Annotated in this window: 12 protein-coding genes; 8 read left to right on the top strand and 4 right to left on the bottom strand. The window is 67.3% G+C overall.

What is annotated here, in order from left to right:
- Nucleotides 1-48 precede the first annotated feature (48 nt).
- A complete protein-coding gene (locus tag DFLDMN_RS22585; protein ID WP_423200106.1) occupies nt 49-1,743 on the bottom strand; it encodes a methyl-accepting chemotaxis protein in 1,695 nt (564 codons plus the stop codon).
- A 244-nt stretch (nt 1,744-1,987) separates the two neighbouring features.
- Between DFLDMN_RS22585 and DFLDMN_RS22580 the strand changes: the two genes are divergently transcribed.
- The 6 genes from DFLDMN_RS22580 to DFLDMN_RS22555 all read left to right on the top strand — a co-directional run bounded on the left by DFLDMN_RS22580 (nt 1,988) and on the right by DFLDMN_RS22555 (nt 10,703).
- On the top strand, nt 1,988-2,617 hold the full coding sequence (locus DFLDMN_RS22580) for a response regulator (protein ID WP_423200105.1): 630 nt from the start codon (nt 1,988-1,990) through the stop codon (nt 2,615-2,617).
- A gap of 78 nt (nt 2,618-2,695) precedes the next feature.
- Nucleotides 2,696-4,594, top strand: a complete 1,899-nt coding sequence (locus DFLDMN_RS22575) for a PAS domain-containing sensor histidine kinase (protein WP_423200104.1) — start codon at nt 2,696-2,698, stop codon at nt 4,592-4,594.
- A gap of 168 nt (nt 4,595-4,762) precedes the next feature.
- Nucleotides 4,763-6,349, top strand: a complete 1,587-nt coding sequence (locus tag DFLDMN_RS22570) for a putative bifunctional diguanylate cyclase/phosphodiesterase (RefSeq protein WP_423200103.1) — start codon at nt 4,763-4,765, stop codon at nt 6,347-6,349.
- 382 nt (nt 6,350-6,731) lie between these two features.
- Complete coding sequence (gene cfa, locus DFLDMN_RS22565; RefSeq protein ID WP_423200102.1) at nt 6,732-7,937, top strand: cyclopropane fatty acyl phospholipid synthase; 1,206 nt, start codon at nt 6,732-6,734, stop codon at nt 7,935-7,937.
- 180 nt (nt 7,938-8,117) lie between these two features.
- Nucleotides 8,118-9,095 (top strand): patatin-like phospholipase family protein, encoded by a 978-nt coding sequence (locus tag DFLDMN_RS22560; RefSeq protein ID WP_423200101.1) that lies wholly within the window; start codon nt 8,118-8,120, stop codon nt 9,093-9,095.
- Between the two features lie 255 nt (nt 9,096-9,350).
- Entirely contained in the window at nt 9,351-10,703 is a 1,353-nt protein-coding gene (locus DFLDMN_RS22555) for a BON domain-containing protein (protein ID WP_423200100.1), read from the top strand.
- A gap of 100 nt (nt 10,704-10,803) precedes the next feature.
- On the opposite strand, the gene DFLDMN_RS22550 is transcribed toward DFLDMN_RS22555, so the two are convergent.
- Nucleotides 10,804-12,780 (bottom strand): methyl-accepting chemotaxis protein, encoded by a 1,977-nt coding sequence (locus DFLDMN_RS22550; protein ID WP_423200099.1) that lies wholly within the window; start codon nt 12,778-12,780, stop codon nt 10,804-10,806.
- Nucleotides 12,781-13,022: 242 nt separating this feature from the next.
- Nucleotides 13,023-13,787 (bottom strand): SDR family NAD(P)-dependent oxidoreductase, encoded by a 765-nt coding sequence (locus DFLDMN_RS22545; protein WP_423200098.1) that lies wholly within the window; start codon nt 13,785-13,787, stop codon nt 13,023-13,025.
- Between the two features lie 164 nt (nt 13,788-13,951).
- Here DFLDMN_RS22545 and DFLDMN_RS22540 point away from each other — a divergent pair, with 164 nt between their 5' ends.
- On the top strand, nt 13,952-14,575 hold the full coding sequence (locus DFLDMN_RS22540) for a TetR/AcrR family transcriptional regulator (RefSeq protein ID WP_423200096.1): 624 nt from the start codon (nt 13,952-13,954) through the stop codon (nt 14,573-14,575).
- 151 nt (nt 14,576-14,726) lie between these two features.
- Entirely contained in the window at nt 14,727-16,028 is a 1,302-nt protein-coding gene (locus tag DFLDMN_RS22535) for an MFS transporter (protein WP_423200095.1), read from the top strand.
- Between the two features lie 6 nt (nt 16,029-16,034).
- On the opposite strand, the gene DFLDMN_RS22530 is transcribed toward DFLDMN_RS22535, so the two are convergent.
- Nucleotides 16,035-16,937, bottom strand: a complete 903-nt coding sequence (locus DFLDMN_RS22530) for a LysR family transcriptional regulator (protein ID WP_423200540.1) — start codon at nt 16,935-16,937, stop codon at nt 16,035-16,037.
- Nucleotides 16,938-17,049 lie beyond the last annotated feature (112 nt).

Raw genomic sequence — 17,049 nt, 5'->3', positions numbered from 1 at the left:
GCGTGGCAATCTTTTCATGCCGCCGCGCGGTGCGGGCTTACCGCACCGTCAGCGCACCGTCAGCGCACCGGCACCCCCGGTGCGTCCCGGCCGGTACCTGCCTGCACCGGCGGCGCCTCCGGGCTCGCCCTCGTCACGCACATCACGCACATCACGCATATCACGCACATCGCGCATATCACGCTCGTCACGCTCGTCGACCTCGAAGACCGATACCATCGCGCGCAGTTGCTCGGCTTGCCGGGCCAGCGCGTTGGTGGCGCCGGTAGCTTCCTCCACCAGCGCGGCGTTCTGCTGCGTCACGCCGTCGATCTGCAGGATGGCGGCATTGACCTGTTCCACGCCGGCAGCCTGTTGCACGCCGGCCGCCGAGATTTCCTCGACGATCACCGCAAGCTGGCCGAACGATGTCATGGCTTCCTCCATGGTGTGACCGGCATGCGCGGCACGCCCGGCGCCCGCCTCGACGTTGTCGCGCGACTGCGCGACCAGCGCACGGATCTCCCTGGCGGCCGTGGCGCTACGCTGCGCCAGCACCCGGACCTCGCCCGCCACCACGGCAAAGCCGCGGCCCTTCTCGCCCGCGCGCGCGGCCTCGACCGCCGCGTTGAGCGCGAGGATATTGGTCTGGAAGGCGATGCCCTCGATCGTCTCGATAATGCCCGACACGCGCGACGCGCTCTCGGCAATCACGTCCATGGTTGTCACGACCTCCCTGACCGCGGCGCGCGCACGGCCGGCGCTCTCGGTGGCGGACGCCGACATCGCCAGCGCCCGTGTGGCGCCCGCGGCGTTTTGCCGCACCGTCACGGTCAGTTCCTCGATCGTGGCCGCCGTCTGCTCCAGGGCGGACGCCTGCGTTTCCGTGCGATCCGACAATTCCGAGGTACCGTCGGCGATCTCGCCGGCCGCCAGGGACACCGCTTCGCTTGTATGCTTGATGCCGCTGACGATGCCGCCGAGCTGCGCCGCCATCGCGCGGATCGCATGCAGCATGCTCGAGGTATCGCCCGCCTGCAGGCGCACTTCGCGCGACAGCTTGCCGGCCGCGATATCGGCGACTACCGCCGCCGCATATGCCGGCTCGCCGCCCAGTTGCCGCACCAGGCCGCGCGCGACCGCGAAGGCCAGCGCAATACCGAGGAGCGCGGCGAGGATTTCGGCGACGGCCACGCTGGTACGCGCCACCTCGTGGATATGCGCCGCCGCCACGCTCGCCGCATCCGCGCCATCCGTGTTGAGTTCGCCCAGCTTCTGCAGATGCGCATCGACGGCCTGGCGCAGGCGCACCGAATCCGCGCGCACCACGCGCAACGCCTCCTCGGTCTGGCCGGCGCGCGCCAGGGAGAGCACCTTCCGGTTGACCTCGAGGTACTGCGCGAAGGTGGCCTCCACCGAGGCAAACACGTCGCGCTCGGCCGCGCCGGCAATCAGCGGACGATAACGATCGGCCGCCTTGCGCATGCGCCGGAGCGCCTGTTGCATATTGTCTTCATAGCGATCGCGCTCCTGGTCGTTCGTCGACAACAGGAACTGGAGCTCGCTGATGCGGAAGTCACGCAGGTCGCTGCGCATGTCGAGCGCCGCCTGCACGCTCGGCAGCCAGCGTTGCGTGATGTCGTGAGTGCGTCCGTTCACATTGGCAAGTTGCACAATGGCAAACACGCAAACCGCGGCGGAAAGCAGAATAATGGCAAACAATGCCAAGGTGATACGTTGGAATACCGTTAAATTTCTGAACATTTAGAGTACCTGTTGCCTTGAAGGCCGAGGAGATTTTTCTTAAACGCCCGGTACCGGCCGATGGCGAAATTCGCGTCGCGACCCGCAAAGATCACATAGTTTTTTTATATCGGTGCGATAGAAAATGGCCGTTGTCTGTGTGACAGGGCTCTGCGAAAATTCGCAAGCGCCCGCGGCGATATCTTCGCCATGGCGGGGACCGTGCGGTGGGCCGCCGCCGCGTCCCTGGAATATCGAGACTCCCATGATCAAGATCCTGATTGCCGACGACCACGCCATCGTGCGCAGCGGGTTGCGGCAGATTGTTGCCACCACCTCCGATATCGTCGTCCAGGCCGAAGCCGCCGACGGGCAGGAGGTTCTGGCGCGCCTGCGCGAGGCGGTACCCGATGTGCTGCTGCTCGACCTGTCGATGCCTGGGATTTCCGGCACCGACCTGATCCGCCGCATCCGCTCGGAACACGAGCATCTGGCCATCCTCGTGCTGACCATGCACAACGAGGGGCAGTTCGCCTCGCGCGCGCTGCGCGCGGGCGCCACCGGCTATATGACCAAGGACAGCGATCCCGGCGTGCTGCTGGCCGGCATCCGCAAGGTGCATGCGGGCGGCAAGTTCATCGATCCGTCGCTGGTGGACGCCATGATCTTCCACGCCAACGGCGACGACGCCCCGCCCCACCGCCTGCTGTCCGACCGCGAATTCCAGGTGCTGCAGCAACTGGCCGGCGGCCGCACCATCAACGAGATTGCCGATGCGTACGCGCTCAGCGCCAAGACCATCAGTACCCACAAGATGCGCCTGATGAAGAAGCTCGGCATCAGCAACAACTCCGAGCTGGTCCGCTATGCGGTCAACCACGGGCTGGTCCGGTAGCGGGACCGACGCCCCGCCCGCCAGTTGCCCACCGACCCCGCCCCCCAGCGCCGCGCTCCGCCGCGGCTGCCTACCGTCATGACGTCCTCGCTGCCTGTCAACTTCCCCATACCGCCCGCCCGTGAGGTCCCGCGCGCGTTTGCGCTGGCAGCCGCGTCGGTCGCCACCGCCCTGACGCTGCTGGCGGCGATCACCACGCGCGCCGAGCCCCCGGCCGCCTCGCTGCTGCTGCTGTCGGTGCTGTTCGCCGCGTGGTACGGCGGCACGCTGGCGGGGTTGTTCGGGCTGGCGCTGTCGGTGGCCGCGTTCGACTACTTCTACGTCGCGCACATGCATGTCGGTGCCATGACGCTGGCCGAACTGCCGCGGCTGGTGGCGTACCTGGCCGCCGCCGGCTGCGTGATCAGGCTGTGCGCGTCCCACCATCGCGCCGTCAGCAACTTCAAGACGGTCAACGAGAGCCTGGTGGCGACCAACGAATGCCTGACCCAGGCCAACGAGGCGCTGGAGCGCCGCAATGCCCAGCGCGAGATGCTCAACGAGCGTTTGCGCTGGAGCGAGGCGTTCCTGCGCGAGGCGCAGAAAATCAGCCGCACCGGCAGCTGGCGCTGGAGCCTGCCGGACGGCAAGCTGACCTGGTCCGACGAGCATTTCCGCATCTTCGGCTTCTATCCGGGCTTCGAGACCCCGGCACGCGATGCCATCGTCGAGCGCATCCACGAGGACGACCTCGACCGCCTGCGCGACGTGGTGCGGCGCGCGGTACAGGCCCACCGCGGCTTTGAATGCGAATACCGCATCCGTCTGCCCAACCAGACCATCCGCTACGTGCGCGGCGTGGGCCGGCCAATCCAGTGGGAAGCCGGCCGCCCGGTCGAATACATCGGCACTACCGTCGATATCACGCGCCAGCGCCAGACCGAGGAGCTGCTGCGCAAGAGCGAGACCGAGTTCCGCTCGCTCGCGGAGAATTCGCCCGACGGCGTGATCCGCTACGACAAGAACTGCAACCGCGTCTACGTCAACCCCGCCTATGCACGGCACAGCGGCATTCCGGTCGACTCCGCCATCCGCATGCCACTCGACCACGGCTGGCGCGCCGATATTCCGGCCCACGAGTACAAGGCCATGATCTTCGACGTGATGCGCACCGGCACGCCGCGCCAGATCATCGGCTGCTGGACCGCGACGGACGGCCACCTGGTCCACTTTGCCGTGCACGTGGTACCCGAGCGCAACGCCGAGGGCGCGGTGGTGGGCGCGCTGGCCATCAGCCGCAATATCACGGCGATCAAGGAGACCGAGCGGCAACTGGAAGAATCGCGCCAGTTGCTGCGGCGCCTGACCGACCGCAACGAGACCGTGCGCGAGGAGGAGCGCAAGCATCTCGCGCGCGAACTGCACGACGACCTCGCACAGTACCTGCTGGCCATCCGCATGAACCTGTCCGTGCTCGGCTCCGAGTACGGCGGCCAGATCCCCACCCTGCCTGCCCGTACCGCAGCCATGATCGCGTCGGTGGATTCCGCCATCAAATCGGTGCGCAACGTCATTTCCTCGCTGCGCCCGGCCGTGCTCGACATGGGCGTGCTGCCCGGCCTGGAATGGCTGGTGTCCGACTTTCTCGTGCGCAGCCACACCTGGTGCGAGCTCGATATCCGCGTGCCGGACGTCAAGCTCGGCGACAAGGCGGAAATGACCTTCTTCCGCGTGGCCCAGGAGTCGTTGCGCAATGTGGCTCGCCACGCCCAGGCCACGCATGTGCGGGTGGTGTTCAGCCGCAACGCCGATACCTACGTGCTGGAGGTGCAGGACAACGGCGTCGGCTTCGACCCGTCGGTACAGCGCCCCAAGTCGTTCGGCCTGGTCGGTATCCAGGAACGCGTGCTGATGATGGGCGGCACGCTGGACATTGCTTCGGCGCACGGCATGGGTACCACCATCCGCGCGACCATTCCCTATCCCATGCATGACTAACACGAGCGTCAGCATCGGCTTACGGCGAATTCCGGATCTCCCGATATCCGGGGTGCCCGTGCGCGCTTTAGGATACTGAACTCCGGTGGTGTCATGCGAATCCTCCCACGCCCGCGCCCACGCCCCCGCGCCCAGTCCTTCCCATCCCCGATCGTGCGCCCCTCCGATATGCGTTCACGCGTAGCCCCTGACCTGTCACAGCGCTTTTCCCGCAAGCTGAGCATCGAAGCAAAGCTGTTCGGGCGCTATGACCGCGTCATCGTCTACGCCGTGCTGATCGGCCTGGTGCTGTCCGGCGCCCTGCTGCTGTTCCGCCTGGAGGCGGAGGCGCGCGAACTGCTGCTGGGCCCCGACGGCGACGCCACCGCGCGGCTGGCATCCATCACGCGCCAGTTCCACGTCTATATCGTCGGCACGTTCCTGACCGGGCTGTTCATGCTGCACCACGTGCGGGCACGCTTCCGCCTGGAAGCGCGGCTCGTGCACCAGGCCGATCACGATCCGCTCACCGGCCTGCCCAACCGCCGCTCGTTCGACGCCGCCATCCATGCCGTGCGGCATGCCGACTACAGCGTGGTGCTGGCCTCGATCGACCGCTTCGAGCGCGTGGCTACCGAGCTCGGGCTCGCCACCGCGGACCAGCTCATCGCGCTGTGCGCGGAGCGCATCGCGCATGCGGCCCAGCGCCATCGCGGACGCGCTTTCCGGCTGGACGGCGTCAAGCTCGGCATGCTGTTCACGGGCAAGGACGCCCACCAGGACCTGGCCGCCGCCATCTTTACGCTGCAGGCGGCGATGACCGACCCGTTCATGCTCAACCGGCGCGAGATCTTCCTGAATCTGAGCATCGGCAGCGCGGAGGCGCCGGCGGACGCCACCAGCCCCGGCGAGCTGCTGCGCAACGCCGGCACCGCGCTGCAGGCGGCGCAGGCCTTCGGCGGCGATACCCATCTGCGCTACAGCCCCGACCTGCAGTCGATCCGCTCGGAGAAGCTGTGGATGGAAGCCGCACTCAACCACGCCGTGGAACGCGGCGAGATGTCGCTCTATTACCAGCCCCAGCAACGGCTGCGCGATGGCCGCCTGTCGGGCTTCGAGGCGCTGCTGCGCTGGCACCACGACGGCCGGTCGATCTCGCCGTCGGACTTCATCCCTCTGGCCGAGGAGTCGGGGCAGATCATCGCGCTCGGCGACTGGGTCCTGCGCGAGGCGTGCACGCAGGCGCGCGCATGGCGGCAGAAATACCGCTGCCCGATCATCGTGGCGATCAACATTTCGCCACGCCAGTTCCAGCATCCCGCCTTTCTCGCGCGCGTGCGCAAGATCATCGAGGAGACCGGCGTATCGCCGTCCGATATCGAGCTCGAGATCACCGAAGGCATGATGATCGAGCGCGCCGACAAGGTCATCGCGCTGCTCAACGAGCTGCGCGGGCTGGGCCTGCGCATCGCCATCGACGACTTTGGCACGGGATACTCCAGCCTCTCGTACCTGACGCGCCTGCCGATCGACCGGCTCAAGATCGACCGTGCCTTCATCCAGGGCATTGCGCACGATCCGCGCAACGCCAGCGTGGTGCAGGCCGCCATCAGCCTGGGGCACAACCTGGGCCTGTCGGTACTGGCCGAGGGCGTGGAATCGGCCGCGCAGCGCGAGTGGCTGGCCGCGCTCTCGTGCGACGAGATCCAGGGCTTCGTATATGGCCGTCCCGTGCCGGCGTCCGCCGCCGAGAGCTTTCTGCGGCATCGCTGCTGAGGCGCGCATGATCTGTCCGATTATCGTTGTGTGCGTTGCAGCGGGTACGGGCCTGCGACATGTTCCTGAAACATGTTCGAGACACGTTCGCGTGCTAACGACCGGACGGCGCCGCCGTGTAGTCAGAAAATCCTGAAGTTGATGTCTTCCGAGTCTTACCCGAAACTAGTTGGGTCACACGATGCGGCGGCAACTTGGGTCACGCGGCTGGGGCTTGACCAGGCGGGTCAGGCGGCCCGCAAGTGGCCATGGCAGCGGCTATGGCCCCGATGGGCGCAATCAATTCGACAGGGAGCACCGGGTATTTGCAGAATGCGTGGCTGGCACGATCGAGCCGACGGCCACGTCGTCGTCGAAGTTTCCATTCAGGAGGGAAGTTCCGATGCAACACGGACAAGCAGACATGCATCCGGCCACCGCGCCGGCGACGGTTTCCGCCCCACCGCGGCCCGGCGCGGGGTCAAGACCGCCGCGCGTGCTCGTCGACCTGCTGGCGCACGCCGACGTCCAGATCAATGGCAACCGTCCGTGGGACATCCTCGTCCACCATCCTCGTCTGTACCACCGCGTGCTGAGCAGCTGGTCGCTCGGCTTCGGCGAGGCCTATGTGGATGGCGACTGGGATTGCGACGACCTCGACGGGTTGTTCACGCGGCTCCTGAGTAGCGGGATCGAAACCGCCGCCACCGGCATCGCGCGCGCGCGGCTGGCCTTCGAGCACCTGCGCCACCAGCTGATCAACCTGCAATCGAAGGACCGGGCGTTCCAGGTGGGTGAGCAGCACTACGATGCCGGCAACGACATCTTCGAGGCCATGCTCGACTCGCGCATGATCTATTCCTGCGCTTACTGGGAACACGCCAGCACGCTGGAAGAGGCGCAGTACGCCAAGCTGGACATGATCTGCCGCAAGCTGCGACTGCAAGCGGGCGAGACCCTGCTCGACATCGGCTGCGGCTGGGGCGGCCTCGCGCGCTTTGCCGCCGAGAATTATGGCGTGCATGTGACGGGCGTGACGGTGTCGAAGGAGCAGCTTGCGCTGGCGCAGGCCCGCTGCGCCGGTCTCTCCGTGGATCTGCGGCTGCAGGACTATCGCGACCTCCAGGGCCGCTTCGACAAGATCGTCTCGGTCGGCATGTTCGAGCACGTGGGCCCGAAGAACTACCCGCTCTATTTCGATACCGCCAGGCGGCTGCTCGCGCCGGAAGGCCTGTTCCTGCTCCATACGATCGGCATCGACGCGCAGAGCGCGGGCACCGATCCGTGGATCGACAAGTATGTGTTCCGCAACGGCAAGCTGCCCGCGGCCACCGAGATCAGCGCCGCGGTCGAGAAGCGCTTCCTGATCGAGGACTGGCACAACTTCGGGCGCGACTACGATCGCACGCTGATGGCATGGTGGGAAAACTTCGTGCGGGCGTGGCCAGCGCTGCAGGACCGCTACGGCGAACGCTTCTACCGCATGTGGAAGTATTACCTGCTGTGCTCCGCGGCGTTCTTCCGCTCGCGCCAGGGCCAGCTCTGGCAATTGGTGCTGACGCACCGCGGTCGCCAGCAACAGTACCGCTCGGTGCGTTTGACGAGGTAGCGGCGAGCGGCAGGCCTCCCCGGTGGGACGTGCCGCGGCGCCGCGGTCGTGGGCTTTCCGCCCACCTGGCTTTTCCCCCTCTTGGGCTTTTCCCTCTTTTGGCCGAGGCCGAAGTGGCCTATGCTCTCGCTCACGATAACTACATAGCGCCAGCGGGCGATGTTGCACCGCAACAATTCCATGGAAAAGACCGCATTCGTATTTGCCGGAGGTGGCAGCCTTGGCGCCATCGAGGTCGGCATGCTGCGCGAACTGGTGAACTGGGGCCTCATGCCCGACATGGTGATCGGCGCCTCGGCCGGCGCGATCAATGGCGCCTATTTCGCCTGCAACCCGCATATGGAGGGCACCTCGCGGCTGGAGGGCCTGTGGCGCGGCATTCGCCGCGCCGAGGTGCTGCCGTGGTCGTGGCGCAGCATGTTCGGCATGCTCGGCGGCAAGCGCGGCCACCTGGTGGAGTCTTTTGGCCTGCAGCGGCTGCTGTCGCGCCATTTTGGCGAGGCGCGGGTCGAGCAGGCGTCGGTGCCGCTGCATGTGGTGGCCACCGACATGCATTCGGGCGCGGAGGTGGTACTGTCGTCGGGCAGCATCGTCGACGCGGTGCTGGCCAGCGCGGCCATTCCAGGCGTCTTTCCGCCCGTGCATGTCGATGGCCGCGCGCTGATCGACGGCGGGGTTGCCAACAATACGCCGGTTTCCACCGCCGTGCGCCTGGGGGCCACGCGCATCATCGTGTTACCTGCCGGCTTTGCCTGTGCGGAACGGCGTCCGCCGCGCAGCGCCGTGGAGCACGCGTTCAACGCGCTGTCGCTGCTGGTGGCGCGCCAGTTGGTGCACGATCTGGAGCGCTGGCGCGACCAGGCCCATATCGCGGTGGTGCCGCCGCTGTGCCCGCTCGACGTATCGCCGTACGACTACACGCGCTGCGGAGAGCTGATCGATCGCGCGGCCGCGGCCACACTGGCATGGCTGCGCGCGGACGGGCTCTCGAGCTGTCGCGTGCCGGGCGCCCTGGAGCCCCACGAGCACGACGAGTCGTCGCCGAGTTGCAGTGCCGACATTACCGGGGTATCGGCACCCTCGGCACCCTCGGCCAGCGGCCAGCCGCCGCACTCCCACTCTCACCCCCACTCGCATTCCCATCCGCATACGCACTGACGGCGCCAGCGGTGCCCTTGGCGGCGCTCCGGGCCAATGCAGTCTTTACAAGCCAGGCGGCAACCGTTGCACGGTGCGCGCCCCGGGCGGGGCTCTCGCAGCGGCGTGTCATGCACGTCCGCCCGGTTTTTTGCGCGTGTTTCGCGCATATGCCGCGCAGTGCCGCGGGATTGCGCGGGCAGCGCTTGCGGGCGTGAATCTTGCCGCGCCTTCCCGTTGCCAGCATATGGCTGACGCAAACTTCAGGAGATGGCAATGGGCATGCACGATACCGGGCGCTACCGCCAGGGCCGGGAGGATACCTGGCGGGCCTATGAGAATATCCGTGACGAACGTAGTCATGACCGCGCGGAGCGCTGGGACGCGCCACGCCGCCAGCGTTCCGGCAGTGACCTGCGCTATGGCTTGAACGGCGGAAACGGGCAGGAGACCTGGGCGGACGATAGCGTCGCGTGGCAGGACGAGCCGTCGTATGAGCCGTCGTATGAGCCGTCGTATGAGCCGTCGTATGGCAGGGGTAGCGGCCATGGTGGAAGCGGCTATGGTGGAGGTTATGGCCCCGATTATGGTGGCGGCGAGGGCAGCGGCTACGGCAGCGCCGACCAGGAATGGCTGCGCCGCGCTGAGCAGGCACGCGAGCCGCTTTACGCCGGCCAGCACCGTGGCGGACGCCATGATGCCTACTTCAACGAACTGCGCAGCGACCTCCGCTACTGGAGCGAGGGGCCCGAGGACAACCGGCGTGGCGATGCCGCTCGCCATGACCACGGTGGCGCATGGCGCGACGATGCGGACCGGCGCGACCGGGGCAACCGTGCGAGCGACGAGCGCGGGAATGAGCGCAGCCGGTATGCCGGTAGCCAGGACCGTATGTCAGGCAGCGGCTACGGTGGCAGCTACGGCGACAGCTACGGGCACGGCTATGGGGGCGACTACCGGAGCGACTACCGGAGCGACTACCGCGGCGACCAGGGCAGCGCCGGCTACGATCGCGACGATGGTGCCGACGAGTATGGCACCGATGAGGGCACCGCGTACGGGCGCGACTATGGCAGCCTGCTGGCCAGCGAGTATGGCCTCGACGAAGGCCGCCGCGACGACTTCCGCGCCGCACCGCATGGCCGCGCACGCGCCGCCTGGACCGATACCGGCGGCGACAGTTGGCGCGATGGCGGACGCTCGGCGCGCCGCTTCGAGGATGACGACCGCGCCCGCGACGTCGGCGAGGAACACGGCATGCTCTACAACCTCGGCCATCGCATCGGCGAAGCGCTCGGCGAGTGGTTCGGTCCCGCGTCCGACGAGCGTACGCAACGCGTCGGTCCGCGCAACTACCAGCGCACCGACGACCGTATCCGCGACGAGATCTGCGAACATCTCACCTTTGCCAACGGCGTGGACGTGCGCGACGTCAGCGTCGAGGTCAAGGGTGGCATCGTCACACTCGACGGCACGGTGCGGCACCGGAGCCAGAAATACGATATCGAGGACATTGCCGACAACACCTTCGGCGTGACCGAGGTCGACAACCGCATCCGCGTGGCCCGGCCGTCCACCGACACCCGTTCGACCACCGGTACCACCGGTACCACCGGCATCGCCGACTGACGGCGCTGGCGACGGCCGGTAACGGCCGTCGCCCCGCGCTCCGGTGGTGTGTTCGGCTGGCCTGCCCGGGTGTCCCGCTCGGACGGCGCTCAGGCGACCCTCATGCGGCCAGCGCCGGCCGGGGCGGCACCGCCTCGGGCGCGAGGCGGAACACCGCAACCGAACGCTCCATCCGCAATGCCTGCTCCTGCAGCGCCTGGGCCGCGGCCGCGGCCTGCTCGACCAGCGCGGCGTTCTGCTGCGTGACCTGATCCATCTGGTTCACGGCCTGGTTGACCTGCGCAATCCCGCCGCTCTGCTCCTGCGACGCGGTGCTGATCTCGTCCATCATCATGGTCACGCGCTTTACCGCCGCGACGATATCGTTCATGGTGGTGGCCGCTTCGCCGGCAAGCGCGGTACCCGCCGCCACGCGCTCCACCGACTGCGAGATCAGCGTACGGATTTCGCGCGCCGAGGTGGCCGCGCGCTGCGCCAGGCTGCGCACCTCGCTCGCCACCACCGAGAAGCCACGACCGTATTCGCCGGCGCGGGCGGCTTCCACCGCCGCGTTGAGCGCCAGGATATTGGTCTGGAAAGCTATGCCGTCGATGACCGCGATGATCTCCTCGATGCGGCGCGAATCCGTCTCGATATGACCCATGGTGTCGCGCATGCGCGCCACCGAATCGCCGCCGGCGACGGCGATGCGCGATGCCTCGCTGGCCAGCGCGCTGGCCTGGTGCGCATTGCCGGCGTTCTGCTGCACGATCGACGTCAGCTGTTCCATGCTGGCGGCGGTCTGCTCGAGCGACGACGCCTGCTCCTCGGTACGTTGCGACAGATCGGTATTGCCCTGTGCAATCTCGCTGGCAGCGCTGAGGACATGTTGGGCACCCTCCTTGGTGTCGCCGATCAGCGTGCGCCAGGTCTCGACCATCGACATCAGGTGCCGCTTGACCGCGCTGAGCTCATCGCGGCCATACGCGGTCACGCCCACGGAAAGATCACCGGCGTTGATGCGCTCCACAAACTGCGCGACGTCGCCGACATCCCGGCGCATGCCATGGCTGAACCCCGCAAACAGATAGCAGGCCGCGCCCACCGTCAGCAGCGCGAGTGCGCCGAGCAGCGCCAATTGCCGCGCTTCCGCCTCGATGCGCCGGCCGAGCATGTCGCGCGTGAGCACGGTGAATTCGCCGTTGAGGCCCGACACCGCCTCGATCGCCGCGGTGCCTTCGGCGAAGTATGCCTTGGCATCGATCGTGATCCCGCTCGACCCCAGCATGCTCACCCTGAGCGTGCGGTAGAAGTTGTCCATTGCGGCCAGCTTCCGCGCGGCCGTCTCCACCCGCTCGCGATAATCGGGCGCGCCGCGGCCAACGCGGACCACATCGCGGCGCACGGCTTCGAGGCCATCCTGGATCTGCTCGGCCAGCGTGGCCAGCTCGGCCTGCTGGGCGGCATCGGCAAACCCGCCACGCGCGATGATGCCGGCACCGCGTCCGCGCGCCAGCGCGCTCAATTCGGCCAGGCGCGGCATCGGCCCCACCATCAGGTTGATCAGGTAATACGAACCCGCGTCGGGGTCGAGGGCCAGCGACGAACGGTCCGCCACGTCGCCGACGAACAGACGCGCCTGCTTGACCAGCGTGGTGTGCCGGTCAAACAGCGGCGGCGCCGGCGTATCGAGCCCGAGCCCGCGAATCTGCTGCCACCCTTCCTCAAGCTTGCGCGCGTCGTCGGCAAGGCCAAGCGCGGGCGCCGCCGCCACATCCTTCAACAATGCAGCCAGGTGACCGGCGGCCTTGCCGTCCGCCGCCTCGAACATGGGCTTGAAGCCGTCATTGCCGGACAGCACGCCATTGGCCGCGCCGCGCCGCACCTGCGTCTCGCGCATGAAGTCGAGCGCGCGCTCGACGATCGCCAGTCCGCGCAGTTCATCGCGCGTGGACTGGATCGACCGCACCGACTGCGCCAGCACGGCAAACATCGCCCCGCACAGCGGAATCAGGAACAGCACCGTCAGCAACAGCAACTTGCGGTGGATGGGCAAACGCGCCATCAGGCGCACGGCGGGAGAGAGAATTGCAGCCACGAGACTCCTTGCAAACGAGCGGACGGGACAGGTCCTTGCCACCTGTATCGGCCGTGAAAGCGAGGATTGAAGCGAGTTTCGGGGCTATTTTCGCCACTGCACGGCGGTGGTGCAGCGGTTCACGCGAAGGGTGCGCAATGCACGGGAATGGGGCCGATAGCGGAGCGCACCATGCCGCGCGGCTATCGTCTCGCCGCGCGGCATGGGTGTGGCCCCCGGGGTCTCGTCTCAGCGATGCCGCATCACGCGGTCGCGCCGCCATCGAGGCCGATCGACTGCCCGCTGATATAGCGGCCCGCCGGCGATGCCAGCAGCACGGCCAGGCCGGCTACGTCTTCCGCTTCCGCGATACGGCGCATCGGAATGCCAGCGCTCAGCATCTTCTCGCGCTCGGGGTCGCCCCACAGCGCATCGCGCGAGAAGTCGGTACGCACCGGTCCCGGATTGATGCTGTTCACATTGATGTTGTGCGGGCCGAGCGTTTGCGCAAAGTTGCGCATCATCATGTCGACGGCCGCCTTCGAGACCGAATAGAGCGCCAGCATCGGCGAGGCGCGCCGCGCCGCGATGCTCGACATGAAAATGATGGCGCCGTCGCGGCGTTCGATCATATTCGGCGCCAGCGCATTCACCAGTTCGAGGTTGCCGCGCACATTGCCGGCCATCACGTCGTCGAAGTGGCTGCCACCCTGCTCCACGATCTGGCCGACCACGCCGCTCGCGGCCGCATTGAGCACCAGCGTGTCGACGCGGCCATAGGCAGCCAGCGCCTTCTCGGCAAATGCGCGCACGCTGTCGGGATCGGCAATATCGCAGGCGATGCCGGTCGCGGTAATGCCCTCGGCCTGCAAGGAAGCCGCCACCTTCTCCGCCACGCCGCCGTCGCGGCCCGACACCACCACCTTGGCACCGGCCTGGCCGAGCGCACGCGCCATCGCCAGGCCCATGCCCTTGGTGGAACCCGTCAACACCGCCACGCGGCCGGAAAGGTCAAACAGTCGAGACATTGCACTTCTCCTCAGAACAGGACCAAACGGTCAATAAACAGGGAATCAAGAATGCCGGCCGTACGTCCGCCACAACATCCATTTGCATGACGACCAACATCTATTGAATAAAGTATGTTCATCATCTAAGATGCGGTCAAGATAAATTTTCAAGCGAGTTCGACATGGCACGCGCATCACGGGCAGACGCCGAACGGCACCGCGCCAGCATCGAAGCGGCGTCCGCACGCCTGTTTCTGGAACACGGCCGCCAGGCGGTGACGGTGGCGCGTGTGATGGCGGACGCGGGACTGACGCACGGCGGGTTCTATGGACATTTCGCCTCCAAGGACGAGTTGCTCGCGGTGGCATGCCAGCGCTCCTTCGAAGAGACCGCCAGGCGCTGGGCGGAGCGGCTCGCCAGCGCCGATGGCGACTTCAGCCAGATCCGCCATGCCCTGCTGGCGCCCTACCTCACCACGGCGCACCGCGACGACGCCCGCGAGGGTTGCGCGGCCGCCGCACTGACCGGCGATGTGGCGCGCGAGGCCGAGGGCAAACCGGTGCGCGCCGCCTATGTGGCTGGCGTGCGCGAGATGGTGGAGACCTGGCGCTCGGTCCAGCCGGACCCCGACAATCCCGCCACCGCGCAGCGTGCCCTGGCGGAAGTGGCCATGCTGATCGGTGCCATCTCCATGGCGCGTGCCACCAGCGGCGACCCGCTCTCCGATGCGGTCATCGAGGCGGTGCGCCACCAGTTGCTCGACACCGGGTCAGGCCCGGCCTCGCCCGCGCCCGACTCGGCGTGATGCCACCCGGCTCCGCGTGATGCCGCCGGCCCGGCAGGTCGAGCCGGCCCGGCCGAGCGTCGCGCGCTCAGCCGCTGCCTCGTTTATTACCGGACGTTTCGCCCGTTTTTTCCACCTTTTTTTTATCCTTTCTACCGCTTCGGGGAGCTTCATGTTTGCGCACGCACTATCCCGCCGGCTCGACCGGCACGGCATCCACTACGCGTGGCTGGTCGCACTCGTCACGTTCTGCGTGATGCTGACCACCGCCGCCGCGCTGGGCTTACCCGGCGCATTCCTGAAACCCCTGACCCGGGAGATGGGCTGGAATACCGACCAGATCTCGTCGATCCTGGCCTTCCGCTTTGCACTGTTCGGCCTGATGGCACCGTTCTCCGCCGTGCTGATGGAACGCTTTGGCGTGCGCAATACCGTCTGCGCCGCACTCGCGCTGATTGCCGGCGGCATGGCGCTGGCCACGGTCGCCACCACGCTGTGGGAACTGTTTATTGCGTGGGGCCTGATGCTCGGCATTGGTTCGGGAATGACCGCGCTGGTGCTCGCCGCGGTGGTGGCCAACCGCTGGTTCAGCGCGCGGCGCGGCCTCGTGATCGGGCTGCTGACCGCCAGTTCGGCCACCGGCCAGCTGGCGTTCCTGCCGGTCGCGGCCTGGCTGATCGAGCATATGGGATGGCGCGTGGCCGTACTGCCCGTGCTGTGCGCGTGCGCCGTGCTGGCCCTGCTGGTATTCGCGGTGATGCGCAACCGGCCCTCCGATCTCGGTCGCCTGCCGTTCGGCGAGAGCCAGACGACGGCCGCGGCGGCGGCCGCACCGGCGGCAGCGCCGGCACCGCTCACGCTGCGCGGGCCGTTCGTGGTGCTCGCCGACGCCATGCGCAACCGGATGTTCTGGGTGCTGGCCGGTACCTTCTTTATCTGCGGGCTGTCGACCAACGGCCTGATCCAGACCCATTTCATCGCATTGTGCGGCGACTATGGCATGGGTCCGGTGCCGGCGGCATCGGCGCTGGCGATGATGGGCGCCTTCGACTTCGTCGGCACCATCCTGTCGGGCTGGCTGTCGGACCGCTACGACAGCCGCAAGCTGCTGTTCTGGTATTACGCGCTGCGCGGCCTGTCGCTGTTCTGGCTGCCGCACTCGACCTTCACGCTGTATGGGCTGTCCATTTTCGCCATGTTCTACGGCCTGGACTGGATTGCCACCGTGCCACCCACGGTCAAGCTGGCCGCCAGCGCCTTTGGCCGCGAGCGTGCGCCGATGGTGTTCGGCTGGGTCTTTGCCGCGCATCAGATCGGCGCCGCCACCGCGGCCTTTGGCGCAGGCTTGTCGCGCACGCTGCTGCTGACCTACGCGCCCGCGCTGTACGTGGCCGGCGGTGCATGCCTGATCGCCGCGCTGCTGGCCCTGGGCGCACGCCGTATCGGTGCCGCCCCGCAGGCCGCCAAGGCATAACGCGACTCAGGCCGGGTCGCGCGCCGGCTTTCGCCAGCGCGCGCTCTCGGCCTCCAGCGCCGCGATCAGCGCGGCCACCGACTCCCGCTTGAGCGCCGTCTGCCGCACCAGCACGCCGATTTCGCGCGAGAGCGGCGGTCCCGGCATCGCGATCTGCGCGATGCGGCCACTGTCGATGGCTTGCGCGAGCGGCACCAGCGCCGCCGGAATGATGGCGCAGCCCAGGCCCTCCACCACCATCTGCAGGATGACGGCAGGCTCGTCGAGCTCCATGCCTTCGCGCACCCACAGGCGCTGCCGCTTCAGATAACGATCCACCAGCTGGCCGCCGGTGGAATGGCGGTTGTAGCGAATGAACGGCACCGACGCCAGCAAGGTCCCGAGCTCGGCGGGCGCACCGGCGGGCGCAATGGCCACGAACGGCTCCTGCAGCAACGGCAGCCATTTGAGCTCGGGCGGAAAGCCGAGCCGCGGTTTGACCAGCACCGCGATATCGAGCTCGCGCGCATCCACCTGCGTCAGCAGCTGGGTCGACATGCCAGGCACGATATTGACGTGGGTATTGGGAAAGGCCTCGCGAAAGCGCTGCATCGCCTTGGGCAGCAGCGAGGCCTGCACGGTAGAGACCGCACCCAGGTCGAGCGGTGCGACATCGGGTTGCGCGCGTGCCCGCCCTTTCATCTGTTCGTAGAGCGCCACGAAGCGCGTGACATCGTCGAGCAGGCGGCGGCCATCCTCGCTGAGCGCCACCGCCTTGCCGGAGCGGTCGAACAACTGGCAGCCGAGCTCCTCCTCGAGCCGGCGGATCTGCATGCTGACGGCCGACTGGGTCAGCCCGAGACGCGCCCCGGCGGCGGAAAAGGAAGCCGTTTCGGCGGCCACCAGAAAGGTCTGGAAATAGCGAATCAAGCGGCTACGCAAGCATCAATTTTCTTGATGCTCAGATCAATAATCATTCGTTTTATATTACGAGTTCTTCTGATTACAATCAATGCGGTTTTCCCCACCCAAAGACATTCGA

It is taken from the genome of Cupriavidus sp. H19C3, from assembly GCF_049393815.1.
In the GTDB taxonomy this organism is placed as follows: Bacteria; Pseudomonadota; Gammaproteobacteria; order Burkholderiales; family Burkholderiaceae; genus Cupriavidus.
The sequence above is the reverse complement of the archived record's forward strand: the minus strand, read 5'-3'. Positions and strand labels throughout refer to the sequence as shown.